This is a genomic window from Rheinheimera soli, assembly GCF_031457405.1.
Classification (GTDB): domain Bacteria; phylum Pseudomonadota; class Gammaproteobacteria; order Enterobacterales; family Alteromonadaceae; genus Pararheinheimera; species Pararheinheimera soli_A.
Map to the genome: position 1 here is coordinate 221,794 of NZ_JAVDWR010000001.1, position 23,079 is coordinate 244,872.

14 protein-coding genes are annotated in these 23,079 nt (G+C 41.8%); all 14 read left to right on the forward strand.

Annotated features, from left to right (window positions below):
- Positions 1-77: 77 nt before the first annotated feature.
- The 14 genes from J2W69_RS01050 (at position 78) to J2W69_RS01115 (ending at position 22,698) form a co-directional block, all read left to right on the forward strand.
- Positions 78-1,778 carry a coiled-coil domain-containing protein gene (locus tag J2W69_RS01050; protein ID WP_310273706.1) on the forward strand — a complete coding sequence of 567 codons (1,701 nt, stop codon included), beginning with the start codon at positions 78-80 and terminating at the stop codon, positions 1,776-1,778.
- A 3-nt stretch (positions 1,779-1,781) separates the two neighbouring features.
- Positions 1,782-3,641, forward strand: a complete 1,860-nt coding sequence (locus J2W69_RS01055) for a hypothetical protein (RefSeq protein ID WP_310273707.1) — start codon at positions 1,782-1,784, stop codon at positions 3,639-3,641.
- A 9-nt stretch (positions 3,642-3,650) separates the two neighbouring features.
- Complete coding sequence (locus J2W69_RS01060) at positions 3,651-3,971, forward strand: hypothetical protein (protein WP_310273709.1); 321 nt, start codon at positions 3,651-3,653, stop codon at positions 3,969-3,971.
- Positions 3,968-5,092: a non-hydrolyzing UDP-N-acetylglucosamine 2-epimerase gene (wecB, locus tag J2W69_RS01065; RefSeq protein ID WP_310273711.1), complete on the forward strand. Its 1,125-nt coding sequence runs from the start codon at positions 3,968-3,970 to the stop codon at positions 5,090-5,092. Before J2W69_RS01060 ends, wecB begins: the two co-directional genes overlap by 4 nt.
- A gap of 12 nt (positions 5,093-5,104) precedes the next feature.
- A complete protein-coding gene (gene wecC / locus J2W69_RS01070; protein WP_310273713.1) occupies positions 5,105-6,367 on the forward strand; it encodes a UDP-N-acetyl-D-mannosamine dehydrogenase in 1,263 nt (420 codons plus the stop codon).
- 30 nt (positions 6,368-6,397) lie between these two features.
- Complete coding sequence (locus J2W69_RS01075; protein ID WP_310273715.1) at positions 6,398-11,620, forward strand: glycosyltransferase; 5,223 nt, start codon at positions 6,398-6,400, stop codon at positions 11,618-11,620.
- A gap of 24 nt (positions 11,621-11,644) precedes the next feature.
- Positions 11,645-13,903 (forward strand): DUF6270 domain-containing protein, encoded by a 2,259-nt coding sequence (locus J2W69_RS01080; RefSeq protein WP_310273717.1) that lies wholly within the window; start codon positions 11,645-11,647, stop codon positions 13,901-13,903.
- Complete coding sequence (locus J2W69_RS01085; protein WP_310273719.1) at positions 13,896-15,782, forward strand: WD40/YVTN/BNR-like repeat-containing protein; 1,887 nt, start codon at positions 13,896-13,898, stop codon at positions 15,780-15,782. Before J2W69_RS01080 ends, J2W69_RS01085 begins: the two co-directional genes overlap by 8 nt.
- Positions 15,783-15,895: 113 nt before the next feature.
- The gene (gene cysD, locus J2W69_RS01090) at positions 15,896-16,801 is read left to right on the forward strand and encodes a sulfate adenylyltransferase subunit CysD (RefSeq protein ID WP_473091915.1); all 906 of its coding nucleotides are present in this window, start codon (positions 15,896-15,898) and stop codon (positions 16,799-16,801) included.
- A complete protein-coding gene (gene cysN / locus J2W69_RS01095; RefSeq protein WP_310273721.1) occupies positions 16,801-18,219 on the forward strand; it encodes a sulfate adenylyltransferase subunit CysN in 1,419 nt (472 codons plus the stop codon). Before cysD ends, cysN begins: the two co-directional genes overlap by 1 nt.
- A complete protein-coding gene (locus J2W69_RS01100; RefSeq protein ID WP_310273723.1) occupies positions 18,216-19,943 on the forward strand; it encodes an SLC13 family permease in 1,728 nt (575 codons plus the stop codon). The genes cysN and J2W69_RS01100 overlap by 4 nt, the downstream gene beginning before the upstream one ends.
- 15 nt (positions 19,944-19,958) lie before the next feature.
- Positions 19,959-20,567, forward strand: coding sequence for an adenylyl-sulfate kinase (gene cysC, locus J2W69_RS01105; RefSeq protein WP_310273725.1), 609 nt, complete (start codon positions 19,959-19,961; stop codon positions 20,565-20,567).
- Positions 20,568-21,053: 486 nt separating this feature from the next.
- Positions 21,054-21,734, forward strand: coding sequence for a hypothetical protein (locus tag J2W69_RS01110; RefSeq protein ID WP_310273727.1), 681 nt, complete (start codon positions 21,054-21,056; stop codon positions 21,732-21,734).
- A 58-nt stretch (positions 21,735-21,792) separates the two neighbouring features.
- The gene (locus J2W69_RS01115) at positions 21,793-22,698 is read left to right on the forward strand and encodes a hypothetical protein (RefSeq protein WP_310273729.1); all 906 of its coding nucleotides are present in this window, start codon (positions 21,793-21,795) and stop codon (positions 22,696-22,698) included.
- Positions 22,699-23,079 lie beyond the last annotated feature (381 nt).

Here is a 23,079-nt window from a genome sequence, read left to right on the forward strand (position 1 = left end):
CGCTGACTGTGGTCGAAGATTGCGCTTCATTGTCTGTTGCCAATTCAACACCGGTGTTGGTAAGCAATCCTGCGACTATGGATGATATCGCTTCGGTGTTGCAACTAGAGCCAAAGATCGAATTGGTTGCAGCTTATGAAAGTGCTGAAATAATGCTCACTCGTCTGCAGAATGAAGGAATGTCTGTGGATCAAGCCGTCAATTATTGGCAAAAAAATACTGAAACACTTTTGCTATTACAGCAACAGCATAGAAGGAGTTTAAAGCTCTTTAATATCAGTGCGCTGAGTGATGACACAACTGTTTTCCCAGAATGGCTGTCGGTTAGTTTTAAAAAGGGGAACGAAACCGTTTCGCATACCATCTTTACTGTTATTGCCGCTCAGGCTATGCGACAAAACAAGCATTTGAAGGCTTTGCAGCAACGGTTATTTGCCAGTAGCTTGCCGCTGACTGAACAGATGGAACCTCAGTTTGATCTTGAACATATAAAGCAACAACTGTGTCAAAACGACGAGCTTGAAAACGCATGCTCAGAGCGTGATCTGGCTTTAATGCGATTGAAGGATGCTCAGGAAGAACTTGCACAAAACGTTGAAGTAAAGCAGCTGTATAACAGCTTGAAGGAAGACTACCAGCGTGATGTCCAATTACTGCAAGGTAAATTAAAGGATGGTGAGAATAAAATAAATTCAGCAACTAAACAATTGGGATTATTTCAGGAAGAGTTTGATCGAATTACTGCTGCTCAGCATAGTAATCATGATGAACTGGAAAAAGTTAGGGTTGAGCGTGACTCACTCTTTCTTCAGGTTCAAAAAGGTGTGGAAGCGTTAAAAAAACAAGATAGAAGTTCTGCTGAATTACAAGACAAACATCAAAAGTTGCAAAATGACTACACAAGCAAAATTCAGCAAGAAATACCGCAGTTGAATAAAACGATAGGGCAAGTAAAAGATCGGTTAAAGCAAGCTGAAGAAGAAAGCCACCAGCTATTGCTGCAACTGCAGCAAGTGCAGGAAGAGTTAGAAAATAAAAATCGTAGTTATGCTGATTTATATCAAATGCATCAAACGTTGCAAAATGATTACACAGAGACAGTACAGCATGAAGTACCGCAGTTAATTAAGACGATCGATGAGACAAAACTTCGATTAAAGCAGGTAGAAGAGAAAAACCATCGGCTCATGCTGCAACAACAGCAAGAGCTAGAAAGTTATCGCTTAAAACTGCAGATTGAACAACAAAAAAATAACCGTGCAACGACAGCAAGAGACAAGCAGCAGCAACGTGAACTAAGCAAACTTGAAAGCCAGTTACGAAGAACCAAGGCAAGAGCATCCTCAGCTGAACACAATGTGTATTTACTGCAACAAGAATTAAACGCAGTAAAAGGCTCTGTGTTATGGAAAAGCGGAACTCCTGTGCGCGTTTTGCGCCGTATGGTGACTAAAACAGATAAGGAAAAACAAAAGTTACAGCAGGAAACCGCACTTATTCTGACTTCTGAATATTTTGATTTGGAATGGTATCTGGAGACTTATCCAGACGTAGCCCAAAGTAATATAAACCCAGCTGAGCACTACCTTAAGTTTGGAGCCGCAGAAGGCCGAATGCCTGGTCCATTGTTCGACGGTAACTGGTATTTGCAACGTTATTCTGACGTAGCCAGCGTGAACATTAATCCTCTGTTGCACTTCGTTAAATTTGGCCAACAAGAAGGGCGTAGTGCTTCGCCAAAATTGTTAACCGATAATAGCCAGGAAAAGGAGGAATAAGCCATGACCAAAAAGTTTAATCAGTTGATATGGCTGGGCGCTGGTAACGGAACAGAGCCAAAAGGTCTAATTGAACTGGCTGAAACAAGCCTGCTGGTCGAAGCGCGAGAGGACGCCTTTAAAAACTTAGTTAATACTTTTTTAAACTCGAAAACGGTTTCGCTGAAACAAAGTGTGATTAGTACTCACGGTGGTGAGGTGAGTTTTCATCAATACAACTTGCCAGAGTTCTCGGCTTTATGCAAGGCTACAGGTTTAATTCGGTTATTTCCAGGTTTAAGACTAGCAAATCTTGATACAGTAGTTAGTGAAGGTATTGTTGACCTTCTAACTGAAGCGAAAGTGACTGGCAAAGATAATCTGTTCGTAATCGACATTCCTGATATAAGTTTGAGCTTGCTGCAACAGCTGGACGAGCATCAGTTTTTGAATCGTTTCTGCCAGATCTTGCTTGTCGGCAGTTCAGAAGCTCTTTTTCTAGGCGCGTCTAACAGCGCTGAACTAATCAACTTTATGCTAAATCATGGATTTTATTTGGCTGCTGAGGATAAAACTGACCCCGATTTACCTTGGCTTACTTTTGTATCTAACCCATTATGGCAAAAGTTAAAGCAAGCCCAGCAACAAGAAACTGAACTGAATAAACAACTAGACATACAGCACAAGAAATTGGTCGAGCAACACCAGCAAGCAGAGCAGCTGAAGAAAGAACTCTCTTTAGTTACAGAAAGTAACAAAAACTTGTATGAGCAAATGTCAACTGCTACAGTCGTCGGCGAAAAAAAACAGGCTGAATTAAAAGATTGCCTCGAACAGTTAGATACGGCAAATAAAAAACTGGTTTCGTTGAGCGAAAATGCAAAAAGGCAAGAAAACGATTTTATTTTACTTCAAAAAAGGGCGGAGCTACTTGAGAAGCAGTTGGAACGTGCCAACGAAGATAATAGCTTGTTCAGATCTCAGCAGCTAGCCAATAGCTCTCTTTTCGAATTAGAAAGAAGTATCAAAGAGCTGTTTGCCCAACAAATGTTACAAGTGCAACACGTGGCAAATGCTCTCGGTCAGCATGTAACTAAGACGCAAGTTGAACAGCAAAATAGCTTAAGGAGTTTTCTGGGATTACAACAGTTTTTGCAACATGGTGAGCGTCAACTAGATATCGGCGAATGGTCTATACAGGCTGACACACTGAATTGTTTAATAAAGCTGCTTGAACGAAATAGTTACGATCTTGTTATTGAATTTGGTAGTGGTGATTCAACCTTGGTCATCGCAAAAACACTTATGAATCAAAGTAGCAGCTTGCATGACATTGCAGAAAATGGTCGTTTGGAGTTAGCCAAGATAAGTAACCTTGAGCAAACTCAGCCGGTGCATTATGCGCATGACTTACCTGCAAGGGTAATAAGTTTTGAGCAAAGCAAAGAGTACTTAAACAAAACAAAACAAGCGTTGAATGAACATGGTGTTGCAGGTTTTGTTGAGTTGATATTGGCGCCTTTAGTACCTGTCGAGCCGAGTTGTAATTATGATAGTGGGCAAACACACCTTTTTTATGATTGCATTACAAAACTAAAAAAGTTGGCTGATATTTTGTCTGAACGGCAATCGAATATTTTGGTGATAGTGGATGGACCTCAGAGTCCAGAACAAGATGCATTTGTAAGATATGCAGCACTGCCTTCGATAATAAATGTATTTTCTGCACATAAACTACATATAGTGCTCGATGATAGTAAAAGGGATGGCGAGCAGCAAGTTATTACTAAATGGCTTGATTTACTTGAGCAAAGAGGTTTGTTTTACACCGTGAATCATTGGCCGACAGTTAAAGGGGCAGCGTTAATCGAGGTAACTCCGTAAGGATTGTTTATGCATATAGAAGCTGGCTTAGTAAAAAAGGCGTACGATTTGTACCACGCAGGAGAGTTCAAACAGGCTAAATCCGTATACCAGCAGTTGTCTGATTCGTTGGGAAGAGGTTTGTTTGATATCAACATGAGGCTTTGCGACGATAGAATGTCATTGTCGCAACAGATATCCGAAGGTTCTTGTATTGAATTGGAGAAGAACGAGCAGAATAGTAAGGTTATGCAACTGGAACAGCAACTTGCGGTTACCCAGCAACAGCTTGAATATTACTACCAACGCAGTCAGGAGCTAGCACTGCGTTTACTGGACGTTTCAACATGAAAGTATTGACCGTATTTGGTACTCGCCCGGAAGCTATTAAAATGGCACCGCTAGTAAAATCTTTGTCTGAAGACAGTTATTTTGAATCAAAAGTATGTGTGACAGGTCAGCATCGCCAAATGCTTGATCAGGTTTTACAGTTGTTTGATATAACTCCAGATTATGATTTGGCAATAATGAAACCAGGTCAGGATCTGACGGACGTAACCACTGCAATCTTACTCGGATTAAAGCCCATATTGCAGACATATCAGCCAGACATAGTATTAGTTCACGGCGACACTGCAACAACTTTTGCCACCAGTTTAGCTGCATACTACCACCAGATACCTGTGGGGCATGTTGAAGCAGGTTTGCGAACAGGAGACTTATACTCTCCTTGGCCTGAAGAAGCAAACCGCAAATTGACTGGGGCCTTGGCACAGCTACATTTTGCTCCGACTGAGCAGTCGGCAAAAAATCTGTTGGCTGAATCTGTATTATCTAGTCGTATCTGTGTAACTGGCAATACTGTCATTGATGCTTTGCTTAATGTTGTTGAAAAACTCTCTACTGACAATCTAGCGACAGAGTTTGCAGAGAACTTTAATTTTATTGATCAAAATAAAAAATTAGTTTTAGTTACAGGCCATCGTCGCGAAAGTTTCGGCGGAGGCTTTGAACGTATATGTCAGGCTTTGGCTGACACGGCTATAGCATTTCCGGACTGCCAGATTGTGTATCCCGTTCACTTGAACCCGAATGTACAGGAGCCTGTCAACAGGCTTTTGGCTGGCATAGATAATATTTATCTGATCTCTCCTTTAGATTATTTACCTTTTGTTTATCTAATGAATCGTAGCTATCTGATACTGACTGATTCTGGCGGAATACAAGAAGAAGCGCCATCTCTGGGGAAACCTGTGTTAGTTATGCGTGATACTACTGAACGGCCAGAAGCTATAACTGCGGGCACGGTAAAATTGGTAGGGACTGATCCTTTAATAATTAAGTCTGCACTTACAGAACTTTTAACTTCTTCAGAAGCTTATGAAGCGATGAGCTTTGCACACAATCCTTACGGTGATGGCAAAGCTTGTAGCCGTATTATTACTTCCCTTAAAAATTTCAACATTCAGTAAAAGGATTTCAAAATGATGTTTTCTTCTTTATCAGTTATTGGTTTAGGTTATATAGGTTTACCTACTGCAGCTGTCTTTGCCTCTCGTAAAATCAAGGTGATTGGTGTTGATGTTAGCGAAAAGGCCGTTAATACGATTAACCGCGGTGAAATTCATATCGTAGAACCAGATTTAGATACTGTAGTGCACGCTGCAGTTGCTGAGGGATACTTACATGCTACCCGAACTCCTGAACCAGCTGACGCCTTCATTATGGCTGTGCCAACGCCATTTAACGATGATTACAGCGCAGATTTGAGTTATATAAAAGCGGCCAGTGAAGCTATAGCCCCCGTGTTGCAAAAAGGCAACTTAGTGATTCTGGAGTCAACTTCGCCAGTTGGTGCCACTGAGCAAATGGCTGCTTGGCTTGCTGCAGCTCGGCCTGACTTAACTTTTCCACAAACCCATGGTGAAGCTTCAGATATCCGTATTGCTCATTGCCCTGAGCGTGTTTTGCCTGGTCATGTGATGCGCGAACTGATCGAAAATGATCGTGTTATTGGTGGCATGACGCAGAAATGTTCAGCCGCAGCAGTGGCGCTGTATAAAACCTTTGTTCAGGGGGAGTGTGTCGTAACCAACGCTCGTACTGCTGAAATGGCGAAACTAACTGAAAATAGTTTTCGTGATGTGAACATTGCTTTTGCCAACGAATTATCAATGATTTGTGACAAGCTCGCCATTAATGTGTGGGAGCTGATAGCGCTCGCAAACCGTCACCCAAGGGTAAATATTTTGCAACCTGGCGCAGGTGTAGGCGGACACTGCATTGCAGTAGACCCCTGGTTTATTGTAGCCAGTGCTCCAGAGCAGGCCCGTATTATCCGTATGGCGCGTGAAGTCAATGATTCAAAACCAGGATGGGTACTTGATAAAGTTAAAGCCAAACTGGAGGCTTGGCACAGTGCAAACCCCGGTAGGACGCGCAGCGAGGCAACTGTAGCTGTATTCGGTATTGCTTTTAAACCTGATATTGATGATTTGCGTGAAAGCCCGGCCTTGGATATTGCCAAACAAATTGCAGACTTAGGTTGTCAGGTTCAGGTAGTAGAGCCGAATATCACTGAGCTACCTGTTGCTTTATACTTGAATAATGTGAAATTAGTTACTTATGAGCAAGCTATTAACTGTGATGTATTAGCTGTACTGGTGAAGCACAAACCTTTTGTTGATCAAAAAGCTAAGTTAGCGAATAGTGGAAAAGTGGTTGATGCTGTGGGCCTGTTGTCCTGATATCGGTAATGTCATTGCAAGGCTGGCAAGATGCTGGGCTTCTGTTTTTCTGTATTAGGGAAATTTATGGACGTATTGTTACAAAAAACGCAGCAGCTGACATCTTTGGCCGAGGAACCCTATCTGCCCATCGAAAACCGGGTAGCTTATATAATAAGCTATAGCCAGAGTTATGCTGATAATTGCTATGCTATTCGCACCCAAGGTATTGCTGCAGCCCTGAATGAACATGGTTTGGATACGTTGTGCTTCGTACGACCAGGTAGGCCTTGGGATCTTCAGGCCGATGTCGCACCGGAGGTTAGGATAAATGGCGTTCGCTATATTCACAGCCCTTGGTTAAATGGTGCCCCTACAGATGAGATTTCACACCTTGAGCAAAGTGTAACGCTGTTTACTGAATTATTTAAGGTATATAGGCCTAGTGCGGTGCTAGCAGCCAGCAACTATGTTATAGGTTTGCCGGCATTTGTTGCCGCCAAGAAGTTAGGTTTGCCGTTTTATGTTGAGGTTCGGGGTTTTGGGGAGTTATCTCGCGATGCGAGAGAGCCCGGCTATGCGCAAACATCAATGTTTAAACAGGAAGCTGATCGCGATACTTTTGTTGCCAAACAAGCGTTAAAAGTGTTTACCCTTAGCCAGACAATGAAAGCGGAACTCACGAAACGTGGCGTGGTTGCTAATAAAATTGATCTGTTGCCCAATGGCATAAGTGATTTGCCGCAAATCAAGCCTGAGAATTTGGCACTAAAGCAAAAGCTGAGTATTGCATGCGGCGAAAAAATAGTTGGATATATTGGTAGTTTTAATAGCTATGAGGGGCTTGAAACACTGATTGAAGCATGCGAGCAATTGGTTGTGCAAGGGCAACCGATAAAATTGCTGCTAATTGGCGACGACCAGCTGGTGACAAGTATGGGCGTAAATGCGGTAGTTTTAGCTCAGAAACCCTGGCTGATACAAATTGGCAGAGTTGCGCATCAGCAGATAGCAGATTATTACGGCGTACTGGACACGGTTGTCATTCCGCGCAAAAAGTTACCTGTGTGTGAACTCGTGCCACCAATGAAGATTGTTGAAGCACTGGCATACGGTAAACGAGTGGTTGTATCAGACGTTGCCCCTTTAGCCGAATATGCTGCCAAATATGCCTCAGTGTTAATGTTTGAAGCCGGTAACGCAGATAGCCTGGCAAAAACTATTCAGCAATCATTATCAACGCCTGCACCGCAAGATTTGCACCTGTTACCAATGCAGCAGCATACCAGCTTACTGAGCAAACTATTAGCGGGGCAAAAAGCAGGTATCAGTGATATTGCTTTACGGCCAGGGAAGTGTGCTGATATCAATCTTGAGAGCGCGAATTATCAAACGGCCAGTCAGTTGTTCTATAAACACGGTAATCTGCATGAAACTTTACAGATCCTCGAGTATCTGCTGCAGAACAAAGTTGTATTTGATAAAGAGCAGCGTGGCTTTTACGAGTTTGTCAAAGGTTTAGCACGCCTGCAAAATGGCTGCAAATTGCCATCTCGTCAACCAAATCCAGGCTTGATGACACGCCGTAAGCACTTGCTTTATTGTTTGCATCAGTCGGTACCGCATATTACAAACGGGTATGCCACCCGATCTCATGGTATAGCTACCGGCCTACAGCAAGCAGGCTGGAAGGTTAATGCCACGACCCGTTGTGGTTTTCCCTGGGATGCCAACATTAGTGTTTCAGGTAAGGGATATCATATTGAGAAGGTAGATGGTGTCTCCTACACAGCTTGTGCTGGCTGGAGCCTGAATAAAACTCCGTTGGACCGGTATCTGGCTGAAACAGCTGATCATTTCTTGCGGGAGGCGCAAACTAGCGGTGCAGAGGTAATAGTAGCAGCTTCAAATCATATTACTGCTTTACCTGCACTGTTAGCTGCCAGACGTTTAGGCTTGCCTTTTATTTACGAAGTACGTGGGCTGTGGGAAGTTACGCAGGCTTCGACTCAACCCGAGTGGATGGATTCAGACCGCTATCATCTGATGAAAAAGCTTGAGTCTGATGTTGCCAGCGAAGCTGACCTTGTTGTTACCCTGACTGAAGAGCTTGCCGACGAGTTGGTGCGTCGTGGTGCACAACGTGAACGTATTCAGGTTGTGCCAAATGCAGTGGATGCAGAACGTTTTACGCCTTGTACCGCCAATCCGGATATTATAAAGCAGCTGGATCTCAAAGCAGGCATACCGGTAATTGGGTATGCTGGTAGCGCGGTGGCTTACGAAGGTCTGGAGCTGTTGCTTGAGGCTTTAGCTGAGCTGAAAAAAGCAGCAGTAGACTTTTACTTTGTTCTGGTCGGGGATGGCAAAGTGATTGACACGGTAAAAGCAAAGGCGGCACAGCTGAAAATTGAAGATGTCTGCCGCTTTCCCGGCCGTGTTCCTTTTGATCAAGTACCGCAATATCTTGCTTGTATGGATATTATGCCTATCCCGCGTTTGTCTTCAGATGTCACTGAGATGGTGTCGCCACTCAAACCGTTAGAAGCGATGGCAATGGGGAAAGCTGTGGTATTGTCTGACGTATCACCACACAAAGTGTTTGCAGGAAACAACGAACGCGCACGACTCTTTGTTAAAAATAATTTGGCGTCACTCACCCAGACCCTTAAAGAGCTCATTGACCACCCTGAAGAGCGTATCAGGCTTGGGAAAGTTGCTCGTGCCTGGATTGAACAACAACGTACCTGGAATCATGTTACCAATCAGTACGGGCAGTATATTGACCAATTACTGGCACAGCGTAAACCCAGTAGCGACGGCAAAAGTTTATCACAGCTCACCCTGGGATTAATTGCTGACCAATTCACCACCGACACCTTAGCTAGCGCAGTTAACGTAGTACAGCTGTCACCGGATAACTGGCAACGCGAGCTGCAACAACATAACATCGACGCAATCTTTGTAGAATCAGCATGGAAGGGTAATAATGGCCAGTGGCATCGCAAGGTTGGTTACTATTCAGACGAAGAATTTGCAGCACTCCAGGCGTTACTTAAACACTGTCGGCATACTGGCATACCTAGTTTGTTCTGGAACAAGGAAGATCCGGTGCACTTCGAGCGCTTTCGCAAGACGGCCAGTTTATGTGATCATGTGTTTACTACCGATAGCAGGCGCATAATTCCTTATCTTGCAACTCCTGAGGCACATACTCAAACTGCAAGCAGTTGTCCTTTCTACGCTTCACCGAAGATCCATAACCTGCTGCCTTCCACCCGGAAGTGGCAACATACTGCGGCTTATGGTGGCACCTATTATGGCAACCGCTACCCTGAGCGAACAGAGTATATGGACAAGATCATGAGCGCTGCAGCTCCTCTGGGTTTGACCATTTACGATCGCCAGCACAGCGATCCTGATTCTCCTTATAAGTATCCTGATGGTCTTGGCGGATATGTGGCCGGTAGTCTGAGCTATGAAGAGATGATCCAGGCATATAAGGCTCATCCGCTGCAAATTAACGTGAATTCAGTATTAGATTCACCAACTATGTTCTCACGACGGGTGGTGGAAACAGCAGCTTGCGGCTCTCCACTACTTTCTGGTCCGGCGTTGGGTATGAATCGCTATCTTGAAGGAGCAGGGCATATTGTCCAGACAGAAAGCGACGCCGCTTTAGCGCTGGAGAATTTGCTGCACCATCCGGCTTACCGCTGGCGCACCGCATTAAAAGGGGCTCGTGCCATTATGCGAGCTCATACTACAGAGCTTCGTCTGACGCAAATGCTACGCACTGCTGGCATGGTCATCAGTGCGCCGCAGCCGCCGCAGCTGCAATTGCTAACTGAAGAAGTTACTGTGGCAGCTACACAGCGTATATTGGCGCAAACCCATCGCCCTGCTCACATTGTTGCTAACCATTGGCATAATGATACGCAGAATATACTGGCAGCGGCCGGTATAAGTTGTACTACTGATGTAGGGCAAGAAGTGAAGGCGAACAGCCTGTGGTTACTGGCGACCCCCCGTGCTTTGGAAGATCTGGAGCCGGAAGATTTAGAAGATCTGGCCTGGACAACTGTATATGCCCCACAAGATCGCATCGGTTACATTCGTGACTCCATGCTAAGTGAAGGGCAGTGGCCGGGCGTAGCGCTGGAAAGTCAAACTATTGATGCTGGTTTACAGTTGTTGCGTGTACCTGCAGCACAAGTGCTCAGTAACCTGCAATATTGGGCACAGCAGCAACCCACGCTGGCGCTACGAAAACCTGCACAGGCGCACGCACAAGCACCTAACGTAACACCTGAAAAAACAGTAGTTATAGCAGGGCATGATCTTAAGTTTATTAAACCCTTTTACCCATACTTTGCCAAAGCCAGGCTGCGCATTTTGCTGGATTTCTGGACCAGCCATAACCAACATAACGAAGTGGCAAGCAAACGCTTATTACAACAAGCCGACACCGTATTTTGCGAGTGGATGCTGGGCAATGCCATCTGGTATGGCAAGCATAAAAAACACGGCCAGAAACTAATAGGGCGGTTGCATGCGCAGGAACTACGTAGTCCGTTGTTCGACAAAGTACCTTTCGAACAGTTTGAAACAGTGATCTTCGTTGGCCCACATATGCTGCGTAATGCACAAAAACGTAATGCAGCATTACAAAAAAATAGCATAGTGATATACAACGGTGTCGATGTAAATGCCATGCGGAAGGTGGCGCGGCAAGCAACTAATGGCAAAGTATTGGGGTTTGTGGGAATGGTTCCGCAAAGCAAACGTATAGATCTGGCTTTAGATATATTACAAAAGCTACGTGAAGAAGATAAAAGCTACATTTTGCGGATCAAGGGTAAACGTCCTGAGGACTTCGCCTGGATGAAGAATCGCCCTGAAGAAATAGAGTGGTATAAACAGCAATATTGCCGTTTAAATGATGACCCTCTGTTGAAAGGCGCTGTTATTTTCGACTCACATGGCAACGATATGCCCTATTGGTATGCTGGTATTGACTTTGTGCTGTCAACCAGTGACTTTGAAAGCTTTCACTTCACCATCGCTGATGGCGCTGCTGCTGGTTGCACGCCCGTGGTTCTGCCGTGGGAGGGAGCCGATGAGCTTTATCCTAAAGAGTGGGTGTATCTAAGTGTGGAGGCTGCAGCTAAGCGTATTAAAACGGGGAAGGGCGATCAGGTCGCGTTATCTCAATTTGCCGAAACGAATTTTGATATACAGACGGTTGCTAAAAATATGTTGGAAATTTTTTAAAGTAAAAATGAATTTAGGTATGTTATGGATTCTCCAATAAAAGTTTTTATTATGGGTAGTTGTGTATCACGAGACCCATTTGAAATCGCTCACAAAAGAGATTTTGATATAGTTGCATATTATGCAAGGTCAAGTTTCGCATCCTTGGGGGCAGAACCCTTTGTAGACGAAAAGCTTCTATCAGGAATTAAATCGGATTGGCAGAGGAAAATGGTACGCGCCGACATGGAAAAGCGTGTTTTTTCTCAACTGATAACTTTAAACTTCGATGTGCTACTTATTGATCTGATTGATGAAAGATTTAGCCTTTCAGTTTTCGAGAACTCAATTCACACCATTTCAACAGAATATAAAAAAGCTCTATATAGACCAAATCGCTATAACTTTGTAAAGGCAGGAACAGAAGAAAAGTTAAGGTTGTGGAAGGAAGGGGCAATAAAGCTAAGTCATTATCTTATTTCAAATGGATTAGATAATAAAGTAATAATTAATCGTGTGTATTGGTCTTTGAAATGTGATAACACTAATAATCTTTTAGATAGATATTCAGTGGAGTCCGTTAAGCAAGCGAACGATCAACTTAATTGGATGTATGATGAGTTAATTCAACTTCTCCCTAAGGCAAGATTTATTAATTATCGCGATGATGAGCTAGAAATTGATGAGAATCATAAGTGGGGTATCGAGCCTTTTCATTACACAACTCGTACTTTTGTTAGGCAGCTTTCTTCTATTTATGCTTTGTCACTACAAAACATAAAATTCACTATTAGACACGGTTTAGGTAATGCTGAACTTTCATTTCCTATAATGTGGACAATCAATCCTTTCAATAGCCGGCCGTGGCTGCATCACTTCATGAGCTTGAGATGGTTGAATGTGAATGAGTCTCCTCTATTTATCGCTAACGTCCTTCTTAGCTTTTATAGATTTCATTGTGTAAAAAAGGCAAAAAACCCATACTACAATTCAATGCAAGGTGATCATACAGCTTCTATCAGATTAGGTGTCTTCTGCGAGATTATGAAGAAACATATAAATCATGATGTCAAAGATGTTATTAATGTAACTAATAGGTTGATACTAGAGGAGATCAAAAACCTTCAAAACAATAGTATGTACCGTTCTGGGCATAATCATGGGTTAATGGTAGATCTATCCCTTCTTAAAGTGTTGAAAGAATTTAAGAATTATGGGAAAAATATTGATTTGAATTTTGTTTTGCACAGAAGTGGAGAAACGATAGATGCTATGTGGCACTCTTCAGGTTTAACAAAAGAACACTCGGTATCTTACCAAGAATATAATATCCCACTAGCAATGGATTATTTTCATTTTCTTGCGGATTTAGGCGTTAAACCTTTGTCAATGATAAGCTTGGAAAGAATTATTGAAGAGTCAAAGAGGTTTTTAGGATATTCATTTAAAAAGGATGGGGAGTATTTTCCTCTTGGTAACTCCTTTCGATTACCCAACAAAGATATATTAAATAGGGTCTATAACCCTTCTAATGAATCCACAGAGAACATAAGTGAACTACTTTATCCTTATTCATGTGAAGAGGGTGTCTATTCCAATTCTCATTTTTTTATTTATAGAAAAACTATCAATGGAAGGCTAATTCATTTGGCCGCAACCTGCTGTTGGGATTCACATAATCACAAGCAAAATGATGAGCTCTCTTTTTGCTTTGAAATTGATGGCGTTAGCTTGTTTGATGACCCGGGCTATACAGAATTTATGCAATGGGATCAGTTAGAACTCTTAAAGTCAGAATATGTGCATAGTACAATCACTGTTACAGGTCATAGCTGGTGCCCAAAAAAAGACACTAACCAGGCAAGTAAGCTAGCTGGTGAGGTCACAACGAATGGCTTTATTGTGAAGATGCAGATGAGCCGAATAGATGGCTTATTGATAGAGCGGACCATTGAGCTTGAAGGCTGTACTTTATCAGTTAAAGATAGTATTACAACTCATAGTGATATTGTATCCTCTACTTGCAAGAAACTAAATGCAAACTTTGTTTTGGGCCCTTCTATAGAAGTCAGTGAAAGTGATTTTTCAATGAATAATAAGGTCCTATCGTTGTCGGTAAGGGGTAGGGCGTTTGCTCAGTTTCATGTTAGAACAAAAAGTCAGATGAAAATTGAGCACAATAGAGTGCCTTATGTTATGGCTAATAGAAAACTAGTCAAAGACACACATGGAGTTACCTTTCAGACAGAGTTCTTTGAATCGAGCCAAACTGATTATCAGATAACTTGGAGTAATAATGCTTAAGAATCTTACGTTTTATGACGATTACGGCTTTCAAGGTGGAAAGCCGACTTATAAGTTACAAATTAGTCAGACGTTGTTTGAAGATAAAAATCTCTATTTTTTGCTGCATTGCCAAGAGCGGAATTTAGTCATCTGTTCTTTTATAGAGGAGCCAAAAATAGTTGTTATAAAGGTTTCCGAAAACAGCTTGTCAGTTTTTGATTTGTCGGCATCTATCGCGGGAAAAATTAGGGGAGGATTTCTAACGAGTTCAGGGGACTTATTGCTTCAAAGTTCAGGCCGTGCAAAACTTTATCATACTACTTTAGCTAATCCTCTTAAGGTGAGTTCGTGTCGCGGGATAGGAGATAAACAATGGCATGGTACATGGAGTATTGACCAAAGTCGTTCCGGGACCATCATGTATGCAGAGTATTCAACGACGAAAGAGGTAGCTGTTAGTCCTTTGCATGTATATCGATCGACAGACGGAGGAATTAACTGGCAGTCAGCATTGGAAGTTTCTTCCTCACCTATTTTCGGGAAAGGTGATATTCGCCACTTTCATACATGTCAGGCTGATCCATATATTTCAGGCCGCTGGTATGTGTCGAGCGGAGACAAGCTTACGGATAATAAATTATATATTTCTGATGATGATGGTCAAACTTGGCAAAACATTAGCATCATTTCCGTTCAACCCTTAGGATATACTGAGAAGTTGCATTGGAACGATCTGCTGCGCTTTACTACTTTGTCAATCACTGAGCAAGAATTATATTGGGCGACCGATGATAATGTTGGTGGAGACCGAGCTGTTTTATGTCGCGTAAATAAAAATGAACTTACAGATAGAAAAATTACTATAAAAATTGACGGCGTATTGAGCAATAATCTTGCTAGAAATATTATTAAACATAGTGAAGGTTTTCTTGTTACTACTGAAGCAAAAAACAACCCATCTGCCGCAGACTTATTTTTAAGAACAGCCACAAACTTAATTCGCTTTCCAAGTATTGAAAATCTATCAAAAGAACCTTCAGGCTTTACTATTTCAAAGTCGAGCAAGGTCTTTGAAGGAAATGTAGCTTATGCTCTGACCGATATACACTTTCTTAACCAGGGACAGCCTTCACTTGTTGAGTTTAAGTTGCACCCATTTTCCGATCACTCTCTTATGCCTGATTTGTCTAGCCGTCAGTTGCAAGTAACGAAGCAATCAAAAGTGGTGTTTTTTCATGCGCAGCGAACAGCAGGATCCTTCCTGAAATCTCTATTTATCAACGAATATGGCAAGGATAAATGTCTGTTCCATCAAACTACGAAAGACTATTGCAGTTGGAGTAAGTTGAATGATGAAGTCCTCAATAAATATAAAGTCTATGCTGGGCATGAGAACTACTATGAAAATAGCATGTTGAATCAAAATCAACTGCTGTTTATGTCGATTATCCGTCACCCAGTAGAGCGTGCTATTTCCCTGTACCACTATTTGCAGAAAAATCCAGGTCATAAATTGCATGAGTTATCAAAAAATCTGGATATTGTAAGATTTTATCAGCAAGCTTATGAGATTTCTCCTGATTATGTATCCGATACCCAGACACTAAGAGTGTCTGGTCAAAAATCTTTTTTATATGCTAAATCGATTTTAGACAAAAATTTTTACTTGGTAGCCCCATTCGAACGATTGCCAGAAATTGTAAGTTATCTATCTTCTACCATTGGCTTTTCTAAAAGTAAGGAAATCGATCAAAAACCTCGAGTTTTTTATAGTGATTATTATCTTGATGACACTTTCATCAATCTGATTCTGGAGATGAATAAGAATGATATTGAGTTGTATAATTATTCGAAGATTTTTTTTAGCATGTGCAAACGTGATTCAGATTTTTACTAAGTAATGAATACGTCTACTGCAAGCACACCAAAAATAATGGTTAATTGGTAGATGATTTTTTATATGTACTTAATGAAGTGAATCATTTATCTATTATTAGGCAGGTTAACTATATGACATCAAGAAAAACCCACTTACGTGAGCTTGAAAGCGAGTCTATCCAAATTTTCCGGGAAGTGGTAGCCGAGTTTGAAAACCCGGTCATGCTTTATTCGGTTGGGAAAGATTCATCTGTATTGTTGCATCTGGCTCTTAAGGCATTTTTCCCTGGTAAAATCCCATTTCCTTTGCTGCATGTGGATACCACTTGGAAGTTTAAAGAAATGATTTCTTTTCGAGACAAGGTTGCTAAAGAGCTAGGCTTTGAACTCTTGATACACAAGAACCCCGATGGCTTGGCGATGAATATAAGCCCCTTTACCCACGGCAGCAAAAAGCATACCGACATTATGAAAACTCAGGGTTTAAAGCAAGCGCTGGATAAATATAAATTTGATGCGGCTTTTGGCGGAGCGCGACGTGATGAAGAAAAATCGCGGGCCAAAGAACGGGTATATTCATTTCGCGATAAACATCATCGCTGGGATCCAAAAAACCAACGCCCTGAGCTTTGGAATATCTATAACGGCAGGGTAGATAAAGGCGAAAGTATCAGGGTGTTTCCTCTATCTAACTGGACAGAGCTTGATATTTGGCAATACATTTATCTGGAAAATATAGATATTCCCGATTTGTATTTTGCCAAGACTCGCCCTGTTGTTAAGCGAGATGGTGCTTTAATTATGGTTGACGATGATCGTCTGCCATTACAGGCAGGTGAGCAACCTGAACTTAAACAAGTGCGGTTCAGAACTCTGGGCTGTTATCCGTTGACTGGGGCGGTAGAGTCAACTGCAGCAACCTTACCAGAAATTATCCAAGAAATGTTGCTGACCAAAACCTCTGAGCGGCAAGGTCGGGTAATAGACCATGACGGCGCCGGTTCGATGGAAAAGAAAAAAATGGAAGGGTATTTTTAATGAGTCACGCATCAGCATTGATTGAACAAGATATATTAGCTTATTTAAAACAACACGAAAACAAACAGCTGCTGCGCTTTATTACCTGCGGTAGTGTAGATGATGGTAAAAGTACCTTAATAGGACGTTTGTTGCACGACAGCAAAATGATTTTTGAAGATCAACTGGCTGCGATTACTGAAGACAGTAAAAAGTCAGGTACTCAGGGAAACCGGGTCGATTTGGCATTGCTGGTTGATGGCCTACAATCTGAGCGTGAGCAAGGCATTACTATTGATGTGGCATACCGCTATTTTTCAACAGATAAGCGTAAGTTTATTATTGCTGATACCCCGGGCCATGAACAATACACCCGTAATATGGCCACTGGTGCTTCTACCTGTGATTTAGCCATTATCTTGGTTGATGCCCGTAAAGGTGTGCAAACTCAAACCCGACGCCATAGTTTTATATGCTCGTTGTTGGGTATTAAGCATGTGATTGTTGCCATCAATAAAATGGATTTAGTCGAGTACTCTCAAACTCGATACAAAGAGATCCAGGATGACTATCTGAAACTGGCTGGCGCTCTTGATATTCCGGATATTCGCTTTGTGCCGATTTCGGCCTTGGAGGGGGACAACGTAGTGAATCCTAGTGAGAAACTGAGTTGGTTCCGTGGTTCTACCCTAATGCAATATCTGGAAAGCATTGATATATCTACAGCAGTGACACAGGAAGATTTTCGTTTCCCAGTCCAATTAGTGAGCCGCCCCAATTCTGATTTCAGAGGGTTTCAGGGGACTGTAGCTGCGGGAAATGTGGCTGTCGGTGATACTATACGGGTTTTACCATCAGGTGTGGTGAGTACAGTAAAACAGATTATCAGTTTTGATGGTGAGTTAACCAGTGCTCATTGTGGGCAGGCTGTTACATTAACACTTAACGATGAAGTGGATATTAGTCGCGGTAATATGCTGGTTAATAAAGAGGCTTTGCCTCATGTATCTGCACGTTTACGTGCAAAAGTTATATGGATGCATGAAAGCCCAATGAAGCCTGCTCGACAGTACTACATCAAGTTTTCGTGTAAAACAACTACTGGTGAAATTGAGAAACTGCACCACAGGATTGATGTCAATACTCTGATGGAAAAAGACGCGGAGATGCTTGCTCTAAATGAAATTGGCTTGGTGGATATTGGCTTGATTGAACATGTTGCTTTTGATGCCTATCTAAAAAACAAGCAGACTGGAGCTTTTATTATCATTGACCGACTAAGTAACCTGACTGTTGGTGCGGGTATGATTGACAGTGCTCTTTTTACTGATCCACCAATTGACAAGGAAGCGGTGAGTGAGCTTTCTGATTTTGAGCGTGACCTGATCATGCTTGTTCGTAAGCATTTCCCTGATCTATCAAAAAAGGTTAACAGATGAACCAAGAAGCGGCAGGCCTAATTGGTCTGCTCATACTGTTACTGATTATGCTGGTGCGCTTTCAGCAGCACGCTACATCGGTGTTTGGATCGGCTTTGTTAATCATGCTTTCGGCTGGGTTTATCGATTCTGCCGATGTGTTGAGGAATGCGGCTAATCAGGGGTTGGCAACTCTGGTAATGTTAGTGCTGATCTCTTATGCGCTTGAGAAAACCAGCTTGCTGCGACGTTTGTCACGCTTTCTATTTACGGCGTCGGTAAATGGCTCTGTGCTCAGAACTATCAGCTTTTCAGCGCTGGCTTCTTCGGTATTAAATAATACGGCAGTAGTTGCGGCCATGCTTAACGCCGTGCGAGCTAATAAGAAAGTCGCTCCGTCTAAATTACTTATTCCGCTGTCCTATGCCGCTATTTTTGGGGGCACTCTGACACTCATCGGTACCTCTACCAACCTTGTTGTACATTCCATGCTGACGGAGCAGGGAAAGCCTGGTTTTGGTTTTTTTGACTTTACGTTTATAGGTTTGGGAGTGACGCTGTCCTGTGGAGCGGTATTATTTTTCATGAGCCGTTTTTTACCTGAAGAGGCGGCAGAGTATGAGAAAGTGACTGAATATCTGGTGGAGGCTGAACTACTTGCCAGCTCGCCCTTGGTAGGTAAAACTGTAGAGGATGCTGGTCTGAGGCATTTGGATGCGTTATTTTTAGCCGAAATTGTGCGAGGCAAGCAGTTGGTCCGGCCTGTCGCTCGCTATGATGTACTGGAAGCTGGCGATAAACTAATTTTTACGGGTAATGTTCATAAAGTAAATGTATTGAAACAGTTTGAAGGTGTTAGTTTGTTTGCAGATGATAATGGACTGGCAACACAAACCCTAACCGAAGTGATCATTAAAGAAGAATCGGTTCTAAAGGGCAAGACATTAAAAAATAGTGGTTTCAGGGCTCGTTTTGATGCTGCGGTGGTTGCAGTTCGCCGTGAAGGAGAGCGGGTTAGTGGAAAACTGGGGGATATTGAGCTTAAAGCAGGTGATTTTTTGCTGTTGGCCACAGGGCCTGATTTTGCCAGTAGGCATAATTTAAGTAAGAACTTTTATCTGTTGTCGGGAATTAGACCAGAAAACATGCTGAGTGGTTATCGCGAGAAAATCACTTGGTGGGGTTTTGCCATGATGATTGCGCTGAGCGTTATCACTCCGGTAGAGTTATTAGAGGCGGCCTTGTTTCTATTGGCGTTGTTATTATTTAGTGGTTGTTTAACAGTGAACGAAATAAAACGCCGCTTTCCGGTTGAAATCTGGTTGGTGGTGACCAGTGCACTTTGTATAGCTGCAGCTATGAATAACACAGGCTTATCAATGATTATTAGTGGTTTTGCAGGCGAAGCCTTAAATGGTCAGCCTCCGCTGTTAACCTTAATTGGTGTCTTCTTGCTGACGTACTTACTTACTGAAATTATCACTAATAATGCTGCTGCCGCTCTGATGTTCCCGATTGCCTATAGTTTAGCCTTGGGTATGGAGGTGGATGTCATGCCGATGGTAATGGGGGTTGCTTTTGCGGCCTCTGCTAGTTTTATTACTCCTTATGGGTATCAAACTAATTTAATGGTGTTTAACGCCAGCAATTACCGCTTAAAACACTTTCTGTTGGTGGGGACTCCGGTGGCAGTAACCTATATTGTAGTAAGCTTGTTTTTAATTCCACGAGTGTATCCGTTTTGACAGGTTGTACGATAAATGAATAACAATATTGTGTGGCACAAAGAGGCTGTGAATATCGCCGAGCGTAGAGCACAGCATGGGCATCATCCCTGTGTATTATGGTATACCGGACTGAGTGGCTCAGGAAAGTCGACTATTGCTAATGCTGTAGATCGGCTTTTATTTGAGCGTGGCTGTCATACGTTTGTTCTTGACGGTGACAATGTTAGGCATGGTTTAAATCAAGATCTCGGGTTTGATGATGTCTCTAGGGTAGAAAATATCCGTCGTATAAGTGAAGTCAGCAAGCTGATGATGAAAGCTGGTTTAATTGTAGGTACCGCCTTTATATCGCCATTTATTTCAGATCGTGTTCAAGCCCGTAAGCTAATAGGTAATGGTTTTATCGAAGTTTTTGTAGATACCCCTTTGAGCGAATGCGAAAAACGCGATCCCAAAGGCTTGTATAAAAAAGCTCGGGCTGGAGATATCCCACATTTTACCGGTATTAGTTCTCCCTATGAAGCGCCAATGATGCCTGAAATCCATATTAAGACAGCGTTACTCAGCATCTCAAGCGCAGCGCAACAAGTTGTTAATTATTTGGAGAATAGACAAGTTATTGCACCGTTGGAGCAAGAATAACATATTATTCTGTGGGTAGAATGGATCGTTGAAAAGATGTCTGTTAACGTTTCAAGGGCGCTGCCGATAGAGTTTTTTTAGTTTAACAGTCACCCAGATTGTTCTGCTGGATGAACTGCGTAAGCTACGCTCTCAGAAAATGAAATTGCCCTTGCTGACGATACTCAAAACCTAGCTAGAGTCGAAAGAATACAGATTAGACGATACGTCCAATTGTGAGGACTGATCCTGAGCAGTAATATCAGAAACAAAAATCGACTTTAATTCAGCTTGAGTATAGTTATTGACGACGGAGTGAACTACTTTGTAGCGTTTCTTTTTGCGCTCCGGTAATATTTTAGATAGCTTCTACATCACCAGCTTACTGGAACGAGGGGCTATCTTTTAATAAAAACGTTACGACTTCATCTTGAGCTTCAGACGGAAAAAACAACCATTGCAGCGCTCAAAAAGAAAAAATACCTTTGACTTTGAGGAATAATAGCTGTGATTGCTTCAGAAAAACAAAAAATCATTTTCTTGAAACCGCGAAAAGTGGCAGGTACATCGTTTGAGATTGCGTTATCAAAGTTTATGGATGAGTCGGCAATTATTACACCTATATCCGCAGATGACGAAGCCTTACGGACAGATCTAGGATTTCAAGGTGCAATAAATTATCTGGACCAATCGAAAAACGATAAGAAAATAAAGCGTTTTTACAACCATTTACCAGCCTCCCTTTGTCGGGCAAGGTTAGGAAAATCGTACTGGGAAGGTTGTACCAAGGTAAGCATTGTTCGGAACCCTTGGGATGTTGCAGTTTCCTTGTACTATTTTGTTCATGGCAAAGAAGCAGATTTGAGCCAGCTTTCAGCTTGGTATTTGCAAGGTGAGGGACAACATCACCTATGCCGAAATCGAGAACATTATTTTATCGACAAGCAAATGGTTATTGATCGTTTTATTCGGTTTGAACACTTTGAATCCGATATACTTCAGATAGAGAATGATTATAGCCAGTTTAAAGGACTACATGACACATTCTCACGTATTCATGCTAAAGCTGGACTTCGAAGCGATAACAGCAGACTTTTACATAAAGTTTTTGTTGAACATCCAGAACTTCGGGACATAATAGCTGCTAAAAGCAGCTTTGAAATCAATAGTTTTGGTTATAGCTTGTAAAAATGTTACGCCAGACGAAACGTACAAATCGGGTTAATCAATGAAGATTTGCTTTCATGTGGGGTATCCTAAAGCTGCATCTACGGCTTTCCAGGATACGATGTATCAATATCATGAACAACTTAAAGATGTGGGTATTTATTATCCAATGGATTTGATCCCAAATGGCTCGACTAAACATGAAGAGTTGTTTCAAATGTATCGCTTGAAAAGGTTACCTTTACTTCGAAAAACACTTGCAAAAATTTTCTCTGAAGCTAAAAACTGCCATACAGTAGTACTTTCTACAGAATCTATTGCTAATTTTTTTTATCAATATGCTGAAGATAGTTGGGCTGATTTTTTTAATGAATTTAAAATATATGGAATGTTAGAGCTGGTTTTAGTGTGTCGGGATTATGATAGCTTTTCTTTATCATATTATAAGCAAGCAGTGGTTAATAGCCAACCTTCGATTATGGCATTCTACTCAACCTCTTTGTTTTTTAGTGAGTTTATTATACTTCCAGATATACAAAAAATTATGAATGTTAGGCAGTTATCAAAAGACCTTGCCAACGCTTCAGATTCATGTGTAAGGGAGTTTAATTATTCATCTGATGTGGTTCAGGAGATAATCAATTGGCTTGGTTTTGATTATACTGAAAGTAAAAGGTTGAACAGTTCAAATTTAAGCCTGACAAATGAACAAGTTGAATTAATTCGTCAGTTAAATGGTATTTGTGAAAACATTCTAGAAAGGAATGCTTGGTTTTATATTTTAAACAAATGTTCTTCATTGACCAGTACTACTGCCGTTAGGATTGCAGAGAAAGCAAAAATTGAAGATGTAATGAAGTTGAATCCAAATAAATTGAACATGATAAATGTCGTTCAAAATAGTGGTTTCATGTTCGATCCTAGCGAGTTAAGTCGATTGATAACTTCTATTCGTTTGCAAATAATACAACTGCAAAAAATGTGACAAATCCATGAGTATTTGGAGGGTAAACAAACGGTTAAACGTTTAGTGGGTAGTGATGAACATTCCCGGTCTTATTGTTCGACCAAAATAAAGCATGTTACTAGCAGCCATGAATATGAAAATAATGTTCGCCGATCTATTCTCATTTATTAGCTCCAAAGATATGTATAGAGCTCGGTTTTCAGTAGTTGATGAAACTATGCAAGCACAAAAAGTGCTCTGTTTGGCCCGGCGTTGAGCAAAGCGATCGCACTAAAATACACCACATACACCTGTTACCGTTGTCGAGGACTTATTGTTGATATGACTATATGTAGGGTTACATTGATTGCTTACAAGAAAGAAGTTATAAGTGGTAATATAAATTTAATTGGAAAAGAG

Coding starts and splice junctions, on each gene's coding strand:
- cysN (WP_310273721.1), top strand. CDS start 16,801: ATGAGTCACGCATCAGCATTGATTGAACAAGATATATTAGCTTATTTA.
- J2W69_RS01100 (WP_310273723.1), top strand. CDS start 18,216: ATGAACCAAGAAGCGGCAGGCCTAATTGGTCTGCTCATACTGTTACTG.
- J2W69_RS01080 (WP_310273717.1), top strand. CDS start 11,645: ATGGATTCTCCAATAAAAGTTTTTATTATGGGTAGTTGTGTATCACGA.
- cysD (WP_473091915.1), top strand. CDS start 15,896: ATGACATCAAGAAAAACCCACTTACGTGAGCTTGAAAGCGAGTCTATC.
- wecB (WP_310273711.1), top strand. CDS start 3,968: ATGAAAGTATTGACCGTATTTGGTACTCGCCCGGAAGCTATTAAAATG.
- J2W69_RS01085 (WP_310273719.1), top strand. CDS start 13,896: ATGCTTAAGAATCTTACGTTTTATGACGATTACGGCTTTCAAGGTGGA.
- J2W69_RS01050 (WP_310273706.1), top strand. CDS start 78: ATGGATGATATCGCTTCGGTGTTGCAACTAGAGCCAAAGATCGAATTG.
- J2W69_RS01060 (WP_310273709.1), top strand. CDS start 3,651: ATGCATATAGAAGCTGGCTTAGTAAAAAAGGCGTACGATTTGTACCAC.
- wecC (WP_310273713.1), top strand. CDS start 5,105: ATGATGTTTTCTTCTTTATCAGTTATTGGTTTAGGTTATATAGGTTTA.
- J2W69_RS01075 (WP_310273715.1), top strand. CDS start 6,398: ATGCTGGGCTTCTGTTTTTCTGTATTAGGGAAATTTATGGACGTATTG.
- cysC (WP_310273725.1), top strand. CDS start 19,959: ATGAATAACAATATTGTGTGGCACAAAGAGGCTGTGAATATCGCCGAG.
- J2W69_RS01055 (WP_310273707.1), top strand. CDS start 1,782: ATGACCAAAAAGTTTAATCAGTTGATATGGCTGGGCGCTGGTAACGGA.